Source organism: Enterobacter sp. Tr-810, assembly GCF_011752765.1.
GTDB lineage: Bacteria > Pseudomonadota > Gammaproteobacteria > Enterobacterales > Enterobacteriaceae > Enterobacter > Enterobacter soli.
Genome location: NZ_VWWW01000003.1, coordinates 290,246 through 304,990 on the forward strand (window position 1 = coordinate 290,246; position 14,745 = coordinate 304,990).

Annotated in this window: 12 protein-coding genes; 3 read left to right on the forward strand and 9 right to left on the reverse strand. The window is 58.3% G+C overall.

The features are described from left to right. Positions 1-6 precede the first annotated feature (6 nt). Entirely contained in the window at positions 7-3,102 is a 3,096-nt protein-coding gene (locus tag F3J30_RS11475; RefSeq protein ID WP_166717323.1) for an efflux RND transporter permease subunit, read from the forward strand. On the opposite strand, the gene F3J30_RS11480 is transcribed toward F3J30_RS11475, so the two are convergent. Beyond that, on the reverse strand, positions 3,092-4,213 hold the full coding sequence (locus F3J30_RS11480) for a YbdK family carboxylate-amine ligase (protein WP_166717324.1): 1,122 nt from the start codon (positions 4,211-4,213) through the stop codon (positions 3,092-3,094). The genes F3J30_RS11475 and F3J30_RS11480 overlap by 11 nt on opposite strands. A gap of 187 nt (positions 4,214-4,400) precedes the next feature. On the opposite strand from F3J30_RS11480, the gene F3J30_RS11485 reads away from it, so the two are divergent. Beyond that, on the forward strand, positions 4,401-4,874 hold the full coding sequence (locus tag F3J30_RS11485; RefSeq protein ID WP_014069239.1) for a cold shock domain-containing protein: 474 nt from the start codon (positions 4,401-4,403) through the stop codon (positions 4,872-4,874). Between the two features lie 43 nt (positions 4,875-4,917). Here F3J30_RS11485 and F3J30_RS11490 read toward each other — a convergent pair whose 3' ends face one another. From F3J30_RS11490 to F3J30_RS11515, 6 genes are all read right to left on the reverse strand, one after another. Continuing rightward, positions 4,918-5,373: a hypothetical protein gene (locus F3J30_RS11490; RefSeq protein WP_166717325.1), complete on the reverse strand. Its 456-nt coding sequence runs from the start codon at positions 5,371-5,373 to the stop codon at positions 4,918-4,920. A 333-nt stretch (positions 5,374-5,706) separates the two neighbouring features. After that, positions 5,707-6,411 (reverse strand): ABC transporter ATP-binding protein, encoded by a 705-nt coding sequence (locus F3J30_RS11495; RefSeq protein ID WP_166717326.1) that lies wholly within the window; start codon positions 6,409-6,411, stop codon positions 5,707-5,709. Then, positions 6,398-7,234, reverse strand: coding sequence for an ABC transporter ATP-binding protein (locus F3J30_RS11500; RefSeq protein ID WP_166717327.1), 837 nt, complete (start codon positions 7,232-7,234; stop codon positions 6,398-6,400). Before F3J30_RS11500 ends, F3J30_RS11495 begins: the two co-directional genes overlap by 14 nt. Further along, the gene (locus F3J30_RS11505) at positions 7,227-8,060 is read right to left on the reverse strand and encodes an ABC transporter permease (protein ID WP_166717328.1); all 834 of its coding nucleotides are present in this window, start codon (positions 8,058-8,060) and stop codon (positions 7,227-7,229) included. Before F3J30_RS11505 ends, F3J30_RS11500 begins: the two co-directional genes overlap by 8 nt. Beyond that, entirely contained in the window at positions 8,060-9,082 is a 1,023-nt protein-coding gene (locus F3J30_RS11510; RefSeq protein ID WP_166717329.1) for an ABC transporter permease, read from the reverse strand. The genes F3J30_RS11505 and F3J30_RS11510 overlap by 1 nt, the downstream gene beginning before the upstream one ends. Before the next feature lie 101 nt (positions 9,083-9,183). Then, positions 9,184-10,752 carry an ABC transporter substrate-binding protein gene (locus F3J30_RS11515; RefSeq protein WP_166717330.1) on the reverse strand — a complete coding sequence of 523 codons (1,569 nt, stop codon included), beginning with the start codon at positions 10,750-10,752 and terminating at the stop codon, positions 9,184-9,186. 200 nt (positions 10,753-10,952) lie between these two features. On the opposite strand from F3J30_RS11515, the gene F3J30_RS11520 reads away from it, so the two are divergent. After that, positions 10,953-11,651 (forward strand): GNAT family protein, encoded by a 699-nt coding sequence (locus F3J30_RS11520; protein WP_166717331.1) that lies wholly within the window; start codon positions 10,953-10,955, stop codon positions 11,649-11,651. A gap of 134 nt (positions 11,652-11,785) precedes the next feature. Here F3J30_RS11520 and F3J30_RS11525 read toward each other — a convergent pair whose 3' ends face one another. Both F3J30_RS11525 and F3J30_RS11530 read right to left on the reverse strand, forming a co-directional pair. Further along, positions 11,786-13,285, reverse strand: coding sequence for an FGGY-family carbohydrate kinase (locus F3J30_RS11525; RefSeq protein WP_166717332.1), 1,500 nt, complete (start codon positions 13,283-13,285; stop codon positions 11,786-11,788). A 14-nt stretch (positions 13,286-13,299) separates the two neighbouring features. Then, entirely contained in the window at positions 13,300-14,718 is a 1,419-nt protein-coding gene (locus F3J30_RS11530) for an L-fucose/L-arabinose isomerase family protein (RefSeq protein WP_166717333.1), read from the reverse strand. Positions 14,719-14,745: the final 27 nt, after the last annotated feature.

Below are 14,745 nucleotides of genomic sequence, written 5' to 3' on the forward strand. Positions count from 1 at the left end.
GCCATCATGCTGACGTTTTTCATCAAACGCCCGCGTTTCGCGATGGTCATTGCGCTGGTTATCACACTGCTTGGCGCGATTGCGCTCAAAATCATCCCCGTGGAGCAGTACCCGCAAATCACGCCTCCGGTGGTGAATGTGAGCGCCTCCTGGCCTGGCGCCAGCTCGGCTGACGTGGCCGAGGCCATCGCCACACCGCTGGAAACACAGCTAAACGGCGTGGATCACATGCTCTATATGGAGTCCACCAGTTCAGATGAAGGCGCTTACAGCCTGAACATCACTTTTGCCGCCGGGACCGACCCGGATCTGGCTGCCATCGACGTGCAAAACCGCGTGGCGCAGGCCGTTGCCCAGCTGCCCGCCGAGGCACAACAAAACGGCGTGCAGGTGCGAAAACGCGCCACCAACCTGATGATGGGGGTGAGCCTTTACTCACCGGATAAGACCCACTCGCCGCTGTTTGTGAGCAACTACGCCAGCATGCAGGTGCGTGAAGCACTGGCGCGCTTGCCGGGCGTGGGGCAGGTACAGATGTTCGGCGCGCGCGACTACAGTATGCGCATCTGGTTACGCCCGGATCGCATGAACGCGCTGAACGTGACGACTGACGATATTTCCCAGGCATTGCGCGAACAAAACGTCCAGGGCGCGGCAGGCCAGGTGGGAACGCCGCCGGTCTTTAACGGCCAGCAACAGACGTTAACCATCAATGGATTAGGGCGCCTCAACCAGGCCGGGGAGTTCGGTAACATCATTATTCGTACCGGAGAACACGGCCAGCTGGTGCGCCTTCAGGATGTCGCGACCATTGAACTGGGCTCACGCAGCTACAGTTCCGGGGCGCAGCTTAACGGACATGACTCCGCCTATCTGGGCATTTACCCAACACCGTCGGCCAATGCGCTTCGTGTGGCAGAGGCCGTGCGCAGCGAGCTGGAACACCTGGCGAAACGCTTCCCGAACGATCTCACTTATGAGGTGAAGTTCGACACCACGCAGTTTGTGGCGGCCACCATCAAAGAGATAGCCGTCTCGCTTGTGCTGACCCTGCTTGCCGTGGTGGTCGTGGTATCGCTGTTTTTGCAAAGCTGGCGCGCCACGCTTATCGTCGCCCTGGCGATCCCGGTATCCCTGATTGGTACCTTCGCGGTGCTCTATACGCTGGGGTATTCCGCGAATACGCTTAGCCTGTTCGCTATTATTCTGGCGCTCACCATGGTGGTGGATGACGCCATTGTGGTGGTGGAAAGCGTTGAATCGCTGATGGCGGAAGGGCAGGGCCGGACGGCGGCCACCGCGCTGGCCTTGCGCCAGATTGCCGGGCCGGTGATTGCCACAACCCTGGTGCTGCTGGCGGTGTTTGTACCGGTTGCGCTGCTGCCGGGCATTGTTGGGGAGTTGTACCGTCAGTTTGCGGTGACGCTCTCTACCGCGGTCACCCTTTCAAGCCTGGTGGCGCTGACGCTGACGCCAGCATTGTGCGCAATGCTGTTGCGCCCACGTCCGCAGCGCCCGGCGGCGCTCTTCCGTGGGTTTAACCGTGGGCTCGACAGCACCCGCCGCGGCTATACTCGCCTGGTAAGCGTGTTTAACCGCCGTCCGCTGCTGGCGCTGGCGGCGACCGTTGCGGCGGCTGTGGTGGTGGCGTTCAGTTTTGTCTCCATGCCAAAAGGCTTCCTGCCGCAGGAAGATCAGGGCTACTTCTTTGCCAGCGTTCAGTTGCCGGAAGCTGCCTCGCTGGAGCGTACCGAAGCCGTGATGGCTGCGGCGCGAGAGCTTATTGCAGCGAACCCGGCGGTGGAGGATGTGATTCAGGTCTCCGGGTTTAACATTCTCAACGGCACCAGCGCGTCGAACGGTGGGTTTATCTCGGTCATGCTGAAAGACTGGAGCGAGCGTCCGCCGCTGGATGAGGTAATGGGTACGTTGCAGCGCCAGCTGTTTGCCTTGCCGGAGGCGACCATCATGACGTTCGCGCCGCCAACCCTTCCGGGGCTGGGCAATGCATCGGGCTTTGACCTGCGTATTCAGGCGCAGGCGGGACAAAGCCCGGCAGAGCTGGAGCAAGTCACGCGCAGTGTTCTGCTGAAAGCGAACCAGCATCCTCAGCTCAATCGTGTCTTTACCACCTGGAGCAGCAACGTGCCGCAGCTGACGCTGAGCGTCGATCGCGAACGCGCCGCGCGTCTTGATGTACCGGTTTCACGCATCTTCAGTAGCCTGCAAACCGCGTTTGGCGGCACGCGTGCCGGGGATTTCAGCGTCAACAACCGGGTCTATCACGTGGTGATGCAAAACGAGATGCAGTGGCGTGAGCGTGCGGAGCAAATCAGCGATCTGTACGTGCGCAGCAACACCGGCGAGCGGGTACGCCTCAGTAACCTGGTCACCATTACCCCGACCGTGGGCGCTCCATTTTTACAGCAGTACAACCAGTTCCCGTCGGTGTCGGTGAGCGGTTCTGCGGCGGAAGGGGTGAGTAGCAGCACCGCGATGGCGGTGATGGGGAAACTGCTGGCAGAAAACCTGCCTGCCGGGTATGACTATGCCTGGAGCGGTATGTCTTATCAGGAGCAGCAGACCGGTAACCAGGCTATTTGGATCGTGCTCGCTGCCGTGGTGATGGCGTGGCTGTTCCTGGTGGCCCAGTACGAAAGCTGGACACTGCCCGCAAGCGTAATGCTGTCGGTACTCTTTGCAATCGGCGGGGCGCTGGTGTGGCTGTGGATTGCGGGTTATGCCAATGACGTGTACGTACAGATTGGCCTGGTGTTGTTGATAGCCCTTGCCGCCAAGAACGCGATCCTGATCGTCGAGTTTGCCCGCGCGAAACGTAACGAGGGCATGGCGATTGTCGATGCGGCGCGAGAGGGGGCGTCACGCCGTTTCCGTGCGGTTATGATGACGGCGGTGTCCTTTATTATTGGCGTATTGCCGATGATGCTGGCGACCGGGGCTGGGGCGCAGAGCCGCCGGATCATTGGTACAACGGTATTCAGTGGGATGCTGGTTGCGACCCTGATCGGGATTGTCTTTATCCCAGCCCTGTTTGTACTGTTCCAGCGTCTGCGCGAGTGGGGGCACCGGCTTACGGACTAGTTGCCCAGAGTTCGCAATGTTTTTGCACCAGCGAGGTCAGCGAACCGCCATCGTTGATGAAATCCCGCATCTGCTGCGCCTCGCTTTTGCCCTGTTTTAACAGCAGGGCAATCTCCGTGATGGCGCTGGTTGCGCCAAGTTTCCCGGCCGACGCCGCAACCTGCTCCAGTAGCCACGCGATATCCTCGGCAATGGTTTTTTGTTCTCCGGTATGCACGTCGGTCAATATTCCTTCCAGCCCATAGCGACAGGCCTGGAACCGGTTAAAGCGATATAGCAGAAAATCGCGCTCCTGATGCTGGTAGGGCCGGGTAGTCAGCAGCCAGTGTGCGGTAGCCTGGATAAGCCCGGCGATATTAATGGCGTGTGAAAGCGTGAGGGGGGTATCCATCACCCGGACTTCCACCGTGCCAAAGTGCGGGCTTGGGCGAATATCCCAGTGTAAATCTTTAATGCTGTCGACGATGCTGGTGGTACTCAGGCGACGAAACAGCCCCTCGAAGGCCTGCCAGTTGTTCACCCACGGCATCGGGCCGTTATCCGGGAACCCGGAAAAGATATTGAGCCGCGATGAGGCAAAGTGGGTATCGGTGCCCTGCATATAAGGCGATGCCGCCGCCAGGGCGATAAAGTGCGGCACAAAGCGTGACAGGCCGTGCAGCAGGTAAATGGCGTCATCTCCGGTCCGGCATCCGATATGTACGTGCTGGCCAAACACCGTGGCCTGCAAAATCAGATAACCAAATCGCTCCAGCGTGATGTTGTAGCGCTCATCATCGCACACCTCCTGACGCTGCCATTTTTGAAACGGATGCGTCCCGCCACCACAAATCTGAATACGCTGGTCTGCCGCCACGCGCAGGATGCTCTGCTGCATGGCAGAAAACTGCGCAGCGGCCTGGTTAATGTCCTTGCACACGCCTGTGGCGATTTCGAGCATACTCTCGGTGATGTCGTGCTTCACTTCACCGGCGTTGATCTCATTTTTTACGGCGGCAATCAGGGCGGATGAGTCCTGGCTGAGATCGTAACCCGGCGGGTTAACCACCTGGAGTTCCAGCTCTATGCCAAGGGTGAAAGGTTCCGAAGAGTTGAAGTCAGGTAAAGGCATGAGGTGCTCCGTTGACGGGGATACGTTGAGTATAGACAACGGTATTATTGGCCCTTCGCGATCCTCTTTCGGCTGAAACGCCGAGATCGGGCATTTACCCCAAATCCCTCGCCCCAAATCGCATTGTGTTTTACACTCCACGCTGCAAAAATTGAGTTAATGAACGATCAGACAGGCGGTAACAGCGATGAACGGTACAATCACAACGTGGTTTAAAGATAAAGGCTTTGGATTTATCAAAGATGAAAACGGTGACAACCGCTATTTTCATGTGATTAAGGTCGCGAACCCTGATCTGATTAAGAAAGATGCGGCGGTGACCTTTGAGCCCACCACCAACAACAAAGGCTTGTCCGCCTACGCGGTGAAGGTGATCCCGGAAAGCCAGTACATCTACATTGCGGGCGAGCGGCTGAAACTCACCTCGATTAAGTCTTTTGTGGTGTTCAGCGAGGAAGTACCAGCCGATACCAGCATTGATAAAGAAAATGCGGTGCTGTCGGTGGGGATCCTGATGAACAACATCAAACCCAAAACTGCGGCTAAGCCGGGTGAAATGCGCACGGTGAAGAAACTGGCCATCACCACCTTCCAGAAAACGACCCACATCTTCTCGGAAGATGAGATCGATATCGAAGCCACGGTAAAAATGCTGAAATAACGCAAAGCCGACATTCTGCGGAATGTCGGCTTTTTTGCCCACCTCAGCGGGCTGCCATGTCCGATTCCTGCACATATTCCGCCAGCAGCCAGACCATATCATGCAGTAGCCTGGTGAGTTCTTTTGCCACACTGGCTGGCAACGTCCCCCCTGCAATCGCGTGTACGAGTGCCTTCGCGTAGTCCACCTGTAATGAAGCATCATGCCAGCATTCCGGCACGCAGGCGTTAAGTTTTTCGCCCGCAACCATCTGTTCAACCAGGTACGAAGGCAGGCCATTTTCGCAGTGCGCCCGCAACTGATTGAGCCCATGCAGCAGGCGTTCGCAAAGCGCCGCATGGATTTCGCGATCGTCGGTTTCAACCAGCACGCTAACAAATGCGGTACAGGCTTTGGTCAGTTCAATGGGATCCGCCGAGTCGGGAAGCGACTGGCCGAGAAGATGGTGAATAACGTTTTCCTGAGATTGCGTGTTTATCAGGGTAGGGATTGTTGTCATGTGATTTTCCTTGTAAAAAAAGCTCCTGGCCACCTAAAACGTTCCTGTGCCGGTGAGGGGTAGCGCTGACGGAGGTAGGAATACCGCACACGACAAACGGTCAGCCTTTCGGCTACTCCACCAGCGCCACCATGTCTTTCAAAGGGGGAACGCTGTCGCGGCAATTTCATTGCCGTGCCATGAAAAACGGGTTCCTACGCCCGGTTGCGGATGCACCACAACGCAGGAACTTTACGACCATGAAAAAACAAATAACAGTCTTATCCCTTGATGAAACAGGGTTACTTTTTCAGTTTGCGAGGCTCCTTCCAGAAAGGTTATCGCCCCACGGTACTACCCCATCCGGTGCTCGCCCTTAAGCATCGCCTCACGATCAAACATCCGCTGGATCACTCCGTGCGCCATAAACGCCGCGCGGTCAGACATATGTGCAATCACATCTGCATCGTGGCTCACCAGCAGATAGGTCATCCCGTGCTGTTGTTTCAGACGGTTCAGCAGGTTGAGGATTTCCGCCTGCACGGACATGTCCAGCGCGGAGGTCGGTTCATCCAGCAGCAACAGCTGCGGACGTAACAGCAAAGCTCGGGCGATCGCCACGCGCTGCCGCTGCCCGCCGGAGAGCTGGTGCGGGTAGCGTTTACCCGCATCGGCAGACAACCCAACCTGCTGCAATGCATCCGCCACTTTTTCTGTAATCTGCGTTTCGCCGTGGATTTTTAACGGCTCTGAGAGCGTGCGCGCAATGGTGTGGTTTGGGTGCAACGACGCCCACGGATCCTGAAACACCATCTGCACGTTGCGCCTCAGTGCGCCTTCAAAGCGGCGGCCTGCCTTTAATTGCTCACCCAGCACGGCAATGCTGCCGTTCCAGTCACGTTGCAGCCCCGCGAGCACCCGCAAAATGGTGGATTTCCCGCAGCCGGATTCACCGATCAGGCTGAAGGTTTCGCCTTTCTCAATAGCAAAGCTGGCTGCGGATACCGCGGTTTTTTCCCCGAAAGTGACCTGGAGCTGATTAACTTCAACGAGTGCCATTGTTCGCCTCCTTCCATGGCTGAGTGCGATCGAGCGTAGGCAGCATCTGGCCGAACGTGCTGGCGTCAGGACGGCAGGTCCAGAGCGTGCGCGTATACGGGTGAGTGGCTTGCGGCAACTGATTTGCTGCCATCTCATCGACTTTTTCACCCTGATACATCACCAGCACGCGGTCGCAATGCTCTGCCACCAGCGGCAGGTCGTGGCTAATCAGTAGCATCGCCATCTGACGCTCTTCGCACTGCTGCACCAGAAGCTCGAGGATCTGGTTACGCAGGCGGGCGTCCAGCGCCGAGGTGGGTTCATCGGCAATCAGTACCTGCGGGTTGTTAATCAGCGCGATGGCAATCATCACGCGTTGCCCCATACCGCCCGAAAGCTCGCCGGGATAGCGCGTCAGCACATTGTCGGTTAGCCCGACGGCGTGAATAATGTCGTGGATGCGAGCCAGACGCTCCGCTCTCGGCAGAGACTGATGCAGGGTTAAGGCCTCTTCAAGCTGGGCGACCACGTTTTTCACCGGGTTAAGGGCGTAACGTGGATCCTGAAGCACCATCGCAATACGGTTACCGCGCAGCGCCTGCCAGCGTTTGTTATTCAGGGTCAACAGGTCGTTGCCAAGCACGTTAAGCTGGCTTGCGCTCACGATGCCCGGCTTACGCACCAGCCCCATCAGGGCACGGGCGGACATTGATTTTCCTGAACCCGATTCCCCGACCAGCGCCAGGCGTTCATTGCCAAGCGTAAAGCTCAGGTTGTTGACCACGCGCGCGGTGGGATAGTCGATATTCAGCGCATCGACGATGACGCGTTGTTCAGTCATGTTGCGGCTCCAGTACATCGCGCAGGCCATCGCCCAGCAGGTTAAATGCCAGGCTGGCAAACAGAATCGCACCGCCCGGAATGGCGGCAATCCACCACTGGTCAAAAATGACCTGCATCCCGTCGGCAATCATGGCTCCCCATTCCGCCATAGGTGGGCGTGCGCCCAGGCCGAGGAACCCAAGCCCGGCGGCGGCCAGAATAATCCCGGCCAGATCGAGTGCCAGACGCACAATCGCAGACGGCAAACACAGCGGCAGAATGTGGCCGAACAGCAGCCGGAACCCACTGATCCCCATCATCCCGGCAGCAGCCAGATAGTCGCTGTGACGCAGGCGCTGAATTTCACTGCGTGCCTGGCGCGCATAGGCAGGCCAGGTGGTCAAAGCCAGCGCCAGCGCCCCGTTCACCAGCCCCGGGCCAAGCATGGCGACAAACGCGAAGGCGAGGATCAGCCGTGGCATCGACATCACCACATCGGTAAAGCGCATCAGCACGCGCTCCAGCCAGCCGCCGTAAAACCCGGACAAAATTCCCACCAGCAGGCCAGCGGGCAGGGTGATGACGGTGACCAGCGCAACCAGCCCCAGCGCGGGGCGTGTGCCGTAAATCAGGCGTGAAAGCAGGTCGCGGCCATAGCTATCGGTTCCCAGCCAGTGCTGGGCGTTGGGAGCCTGTAAGCGTGCGGCGGCGTCCTGCCAGTTAGGATCACGCGGTGCAAGCCATGGAGCAAACAGCGCAACAGACACCAACAGTGCGATGGCGATAAGCCCGCAAAACGCAGCAGGAGAGCGGCGCAGGCGGCGTAAAAAGAGATAAAACGGCATTAGCGCACCCTGGGATCGGTTGCCCGCACAAGCAGGTCGGTAAGGTTATTGATCAGCACAAAACAGACGCCAATGAGCAACGTGCCGCCCATCACCGCTGTGGTATCGCCCGCAAACAGCGCGGTGGTGAGATAGCGCCCGATACCCGGCCAGGAGAAGACGGTTTCAGTTAATACCGCGCCTTCCAGCATACTGGTGTAGGCGAGGGCGATAACCGTCAGCAGGGTGCTGCGAATATTCGGCAGGACGTGGCGCAGCAGAATGGTCATCTCCCCGGCGCCTTTGGCACGGGCGAGCAGAATGTACTCTTTATTCATCTCGCTCAGGCAGGCTGAACGCGTCAGGCGGGTGATGCTCGCCAGTGAGTAATAGGCCAGCAAGAGCACCGGCAGCACCAGATGGCTGATGGCATTTCTGAAGGCCTCCCGGTCACCGGAAAGCCAGGTATCGAGAAGCGCAAATCCGGTACGTGGCTCAACGGTAAACTGCCAGACATCATCCAGCCGGCCGGGGCCTGCGCTCCACTGAAGCTTCGCGTAGAACAGCGCCAGCATCAGCAGGCCGAGCCAGAAAATCGGCACCGAGTTGCCGAGCAGGGTAAGCGTGCGGATCGTCAAATCGAGCGCTGAACCGGCGTAGCGGGCGCACAGCACGCCCGCGATCACACCGAGTAAGGCACCGATAATAAGCGCCAGGGTTGCCAGCTCCAGCGTGGCGGGGAACGTATGCAACAAATCCTGCAATACCGGTTGCCCGGTGGCACTGGCAGTGCCTAAATCGCCATGAGCGAGATTTTGCACGTAATGCCAGAACTGCACGGGCAGCGGTTGATCCAGACCGAGCTGGTGGCGTACCTGATCGTAAGTAGACTGGCTGGCGTGATCGCCGACGATCTGCAAGACGCGATCGACGGGGGAAAATGCGGAGAGCGCAAACGTGATGAGCAACAGCCCGAAGAGCGTGAGTACCAGGGTCAGCAAGCCCTGAAGCACGCGCGTCACGTGGGTGGAAAGATGTGGCATGGGAAATCTCTTCATGCCGGGTGGCGGCGTCGCCTTACCCGGCCTACAAAAACCGAGAACGTAGGCCGGGTAAGCACTGGCCACCCGGCAACAAGGGCAGATTACTTCGTGACGTTGTCGTACCAGACCATATCCGCGTTCAGCCCCTGCTGATAACCCTTCACGTTATCGCGCACCACAATCTGGGTTTTACCCTGATCGATGAACACGTACGGCGAGTTATGCTGCAACTCTTCCTGCATCTTCTTGTACAGATCCAGGCGCTTCGCCGGGTCAGGCTCGGCAACCGCGGCCAGCGTGGCTTTATTCAGCTCAGGGATTTTCCAGCCGTTCAGGCCCGCCACGGTGCTGGATTTACCGTCGTTCCACGCAAAGGCACTGGCGTTAGAGTGCGCATCGAAGTAGTCCGGGATCCACAGACGGATCGCCGCCTGATGCTGCTTAGCACGTACGCGGGCATAAACCTGGCTCCCCGCCGCTGGCAGCAGATCCACCTTCACGCCGCCCTGAGCAAAACTTGCCTGCATGGACTGGGCGATGGTGATAAACGGCGGCTTGTTCTCCACGTCCAGCGTGAAGTGCGCATCCTTGATGCCCGCTTTGGCGAGGATCTCTTTTGCTTTTGCCGGATCAAATTTAAATGGATTGTCTTCCAGCGCCCCCGGCAAACCAACCGGCAGGAAGCTCTGGTGAACAAAATACTGGCCTTTCAGCAGGTCTTTGGTAATACCCTCATAATCCACCAGCCAGCGAGAAGCTTCCCAGAAGGCCGGGTTGTTCAGCAGCGGGTTCGCGCTGTTGCCGGTGTTAAACACCAGATAGTTCTGCTCGGCAGACGGAATGCTCAGTACCTTCACGCCCGCTTTACCTTCCAGCGCGCTGATCTGGTCAGCGCCCAGATCGCGGGCGACATCCGCATCACCCTGCTGGATCAGCAGGCGGCGGGAAGCCGGGTCGGGAACGTTTTTAATGATGATACTTTTAAGCTTTGGCGCGCCGCCAGGGGCGGTTTCGTTGGCTTCCAGCACGATGGCCTGATGCGGCTGGTAGACACGCATTTTAAACGCGCCGCTGCCCGCAGAGTGCATTTTCAGCCAGGCGTTGCCGAAGTCGTTATCTTTCACATTCGCGGAAACCAGTTTCTGATCAACGATAGAGGCAATTGGCGTGGAGAGGATGTTCAGCGCCACGGACGGGCTGACGTCCGCCGTCCAGTGCAGGGTGAGCGTGTGGTCATCCACTTTCTTCAGCTGGCTTTCGATGTTGCTCGCATCCCAGCCCAGCACGTTAAGAATAAACGCCGGGGATTTGTTCAGGGTCACGGCGCGGGTATACGAGAAGATCACATCTTCCGGGCGCAGCGGGTTGCCGGAGGCGAATTTCGCATCAGGCTTAAGTTTGATGGTCAGGGTTTTTGCTGCCGCATCGGCCTGCCAGCTTTCGGCCAGAATCGGGGTGATTTTTTCCGGGTTAGTGCGGTCTGGCTGCACCAGGCGCTGATACAGGCTCGGTACGGTCTGGATGCTGGAAAGTTCGTTGGCTTCAGCCGGGTCGAGACTCACAATGTCATCAAGACCTTGTGCGACAACCAGCGTGTTAGGTGGTGTGGCGGCGTTGGCAGTGGCAGAGAGCACGGCCAGTACCAGTAACGGCAGCAGTTTTTTTGTCATAGCGATCCCTGGAAAGTTATTATTGTGATTGTTTTATGCTCCGCTACGTTAGGCTGACTGACGTTTTCCGCAAAGTTTAAATTCTGCTTTGCTTATGCCTTAAGGGTATAACGCATTCATATTGGCTATTAGCCCGAACGCTTTTCCGCCGCTTTTTAACCTGCTATAACAAAATCCTTACCTTTCAAGGAGTCATCCCTGTGCCGGAAATCAATCAACATGGTCAGACCGTTAACGATACTGTTCCCGACTGGAAAGGCGCGAGCATCCTGACCCGCTCGCCGCTGGTGGGGCGCTATTGCCGTCTTGAACCGCTGGATGCAGAGCGCCATGCCGCCGATCTCTTTGATGCTTACGCCCTCGGAGATGATAGTGACTGGACGTGGCTTGCCAGTACGCAGCCCGCAACGGTTGAAGCGACCGCGCACTGGGTGCTCGGAAAAGTACTGGATGATGCGCTGGTGCCCTACGCCGTTATCGACTCACGCACCGACCGCGCAGTGGGGCTGGTGAGCTATATGGCGATTGAACGGCTGATGGGGTCGGTGGAAATCGGCCACGTGACCTGGTCGCGAAAGATGAAAGGCTCCCGGATTGGCACCGAGACGGTGTGGCTGCTGCTGAAAAATGCCTTTGAGCACGGTTATCGCCGCCTGGAGTGGAAGTGCGATTCGATGAACGTGGCATCGCGCAACGCCGCAGAGCGTCTGGGCTTTGTCTGGGAAGGGCGGCTACGACAGAAGCTGGTGCGCAAGGGGCGTAACCGCGATAGCGACATGCTTTCTATTATTGATAGCGAATGGCCAGAGCGTGACGCACAGCTGCGCGCGTGGCTGGCGCCGGAGAATTTTGACGAGGAAGGACGGCAGGTGAAACGGCTGGACGCGTTTCGCGGGTGATTTTCAGCCTGAATCACGCTCCCTTATCCCGTTCACGTGTTCTGAACGAATTATTTTCTGCGGCTATTAAGGTGAACGGAAAACTCCACCGTGCTTAACTGACAGGCATTACAACCTCGGTTGCCGTTTCGTTTTTACTTTCTCGCCAGCGCCACGGCGTGCTGCCACGCCTGCCAGCGCTGCTGCAACCGTGCATGTCGCGCCATATCCGGCGTAAATGTCACGTGTTCCGGCAGATACTGGCTAAGCTGCGCCGTCGTCAGATTCATCAACGCCTTGCGCGCCAGCAGCGCCGCACCGGTGGCGGAAAGCTCTGCCACGTCGCTACGCATCACCGGGCAGCCAAGCAGGTCGGCCTGGTACTGCATCAGCCAGTCATTTTTGGTTGGCCCACCGTCTACCATCAGCGCACTGAGCGTGAAACCCTGATGGGCACGCATCGCGGTTATCACGTCGGCAATCTGGTAGGTAATGGACTCCAGCGCGGCGCGGATCAGGTGCGCACGTTTCACGCCGCGACTTAATCCGTGGATCAACCCGCGCGCATTTTCATCCCACCAGGGCGCGCCAAGCCCGGTCAGCGCCGGAACGAAAAACACCCCCAGGGTTGAATCGACTGTGCGGGGGAGGTCATTCAGTGCCTGCGCCAGCTCCTGCGGCGGAAGTTCGCTCAACCCCGTGCTGTCGGCCATCCACGCCACCGCGTCTCCGGTGTGCGGAATATTGCCCTCAAGGCCATACACCAGCGTGTTCCCGTCGTGCCAGGCCACCGTGGTGGCAAGTGATGTTACGTCGCAATCGGCAGACATCACCGGTGCCATCACGGACGATCCCGTTCCGTAAGTGGCTTTCACGCAGCCTTCAGCTCCCAGTCCGTGAGCGAACAGCGCGGCGTGGGAATCGCCAATCATCGCCAGCACCGGAATGCCGTCAGGAATGGATGTCCAGCCCGATGTCGTGCCAAACAGGCCGCTCGACGGTTTAATAGCAGGCAGGGCTTCGCGCGGGATGCCAAATAACGCGAGCATATCCGCATCCCAGTCACCCGTTTGCAGGTTCATTAGCTGCGTGCGCGCCGCGTTGGCGTGATCGCAGTAAAAACTCTCGCCCTGCGTGAGCTGCCACAGCAGCCAGCTGTCGACGGTGCCGAGACAAATCTCGCCTTGTTCAGCACGAGCCAAACCGTCAGCAGTGTTATCCAGCAACCAGCGCATTTTGGAGGCAGAAAACAGCGGTGCCACCGGCAGGCCGGTCACGGCTTTGATCTGCGGCTCGTGGCCTTTCTCGCGCAGTACGTGGCAAAACGCAGAGGTGCGTGAACACTGCCAGCTCAGGGCCGGGGCGATGGGCCGCCCGGTTTCCCGATACCAGCCCACCACGGTTTCACGCTGGTTGCTGATGGCTAACGCCGCCACGCGTTCTGCACCAACGGCCCCGATGGCACGAGAGATGACGTCAATCGATGCTGCAAGCAGCAGCTCTGCGGATTGCTCCACCCATCCCTCATGCGGGGTCTGGATCTCCAGCGCGCGTGAGAAACGGGCCACAATAGTGCCGTTGCCATCAAAGGCCACGGCTTTTGCGTTGGTCGTGCCCTCATCGAGGGCAATAATAATATCCTTGTTCACCGACATAGCGGCCTCCGGCCTTACTGGTGGAGATAGGTCGACACGCCAAGATAGCGGGTGAACGCTTCGTTGAGGATCTCTGCACTTGAGGAGTGGTTCATGGCAACGTGATGCTCAAACCCGTTGCGGCAGATCCACGACAGCAGATTTTCCAGATGCGGAACCTGAATCACCGCTCGGCACCCGACGGTATCCAGCGGATCGTCCACCGAACGGCCTTCGCCCACGTAGGCTTTGATTTCACCGGTCAGGTCGTCAGTGCTCAGGCGGAAGTAGGTCAGCGGGCCACTTTTCAGGCGGCCGTGTACCGCGCCGCAGGTGTTCTCTTTGCCCACGGTGGTGCCGATGATGTCAGCCGTGCCCATGTGCGGTGTTTCCAGGCTGGCGGCGGCGAAGTTACCGCAGTGGAACAGTACGCACTTGTCACGATCGTCGCCGAAGTTGTTGTTCCAGTCGGCAATGGAGGCCGGGTTCAGGTTGCTGCTGGCAAGGGCATACATGGAGAGTGCACCCATTACGTCTACTTCGCAGGCGCTTGGCATCAGTTGGCCGGACATCACGCTCATGATCGAGCAAACGTTAATTCCGAGGTTTTCCTGCAATGACGTCCAGCACTGAATCGCGGTGGTGTCGATGTCGTTGGCGACAATCCATTCGCTCAGCACCACAAACAGTTTTGCCATCGTGACCAGTTTGTCCGCCGGAATGCCGCTGGCATCGGCGTTATCGAGCAACAGTCGGCGTTTTTCATCGACGCGGATATCGTCATCACGCAGCAGTTTGATGCGGGTAAAGACTTCAGACAGGTCGAGCGTTTCCACGGCAATGCCCAGCCGTTCCAGCAACTTCTCGCTGTAGCGCACGGTGTTAAAGCCCGCCGGACGCGCACCAATGGCCCCGACACGCACACCCCGCATACTGCTTACCACACGGCAAACTTGCTCAAAACGACGGAGATCCTGTTCGAAGACTTCACCGCTAAGCGCGCAGACGTGCTGGGTTGTCAGGGTAAACGGGATGCCGTACTGACGCAGGTTATTGCACAGTGAGATCTTGCCGCAGAAGCTGTCGCGGCGGGTGGCCAGGCCCATTTTGTCGAGATTATCTTCTTCGGCCTGCACCAGCACCGGCACGTTCAGACCGGAAAGACGCAGGGTTTCGGCAATCGCTTTTTCGTCGCCAAAGTTAGGCAGCAGAACCACCACGCCGTGAATGGCATCGCGATGGGCGCGGAACAGGTCGGCGCAGGCTTTTGCGTCCTGACGGGTTTCAACCCCGCCAAGCTCCGTCTGGCTCGGGTCGAGCATAATGGTGTTGATGCCAAGACGGCCAAACAGCGCGATGGCCTGTTCACGCGCTTCTGCGACCAGGTAGCTTGGGAAAAATCCCCGGTTACCGATAATTACGCCCATGGTGAGTTGTTGAGGAATTCGGGACATTGCGTTCTCTCCAGTAAGATGTTGTTT

Bases quoted from the DNA above. Each gene is read 5' to 3' on its own strand.
- F3J30_RS11505 (WP_166717328.1), bottom strand. From the start codon at position 8,060: ATGCCGTTTTATCTCTTTTTACGCCGCCTGCGCCGCTCTCCTGCTGCG.
- F3J30_RS11500 (WP_166717327.1), bottom strand. From the start codon at position 7,234: ATGACTGAACAACGCGTCATCGTCGATGCGCTGAATATCGACTATCCC.
- F3J30_RS11485 (WP_014069239.1), top strand. From the start codon at position 4,401: ATGAACGGTACAATCACAACGTGGTTTAAAGATAAAGGCTTTGGATTT.
- F3J30_RS11515 (WP_166717330.1), bottom strand. From the start codon at position 10,752: ATGACAAAAAAACTGCTGCCGTTACTGGTACTGGCCGTGCTCTCTGCC.
- F3J30_RS11490 (WP_166717325.1), bottom strand. From the start codon at position 5,373: ATGACAACAATCCCTACCCTGATAAACACGCAATCTCAGGAAAACGTT.
- F3J30_RS11530 (WP_166717333.1), bottom strand. From the start codon at position 14,718: ATGTCCCGAATTCCTCAACAACTCACCATGGGCGTAATTATCGGTAAC.
- F3J30_RS11525 (WP_166717332.1), bottom strand. From the start codon at position 13,285: ATGTCGGTGAACAAGGATATTATTATTGCCCTCGATGAGGGCACGACC.
- F3J30_RS11475 (WP_166717323.1), top strand. From the start codon at position 7: ATGCTGACGTTTTTCATCAAACGCCCGCGTTTCGCGATGGTCATTGCG.
- F3J30_RS11510 (WP_166717329.1), bottom strand. From the start codon at position 9,082: ATGCCACATCTTTCCACCCACGTGACGCGCGTGCTTCAGGGCTTGCTG.
- F3J30_RS11480 (WP_166717324.1), bottom strand. From the start codon at position 4,213: ATGCCTTTACCTGACTTCAACTCTTCGGAACCTTTCACCCTTGGCATA.
- F3J30_RS11495 (WP_166717326.1), bottom strand. From the start codon at position 6,411: ATGGCACTCGTTGAAGTTAATCAGCTCCAGGTCACTTTCGGGGAAAAA.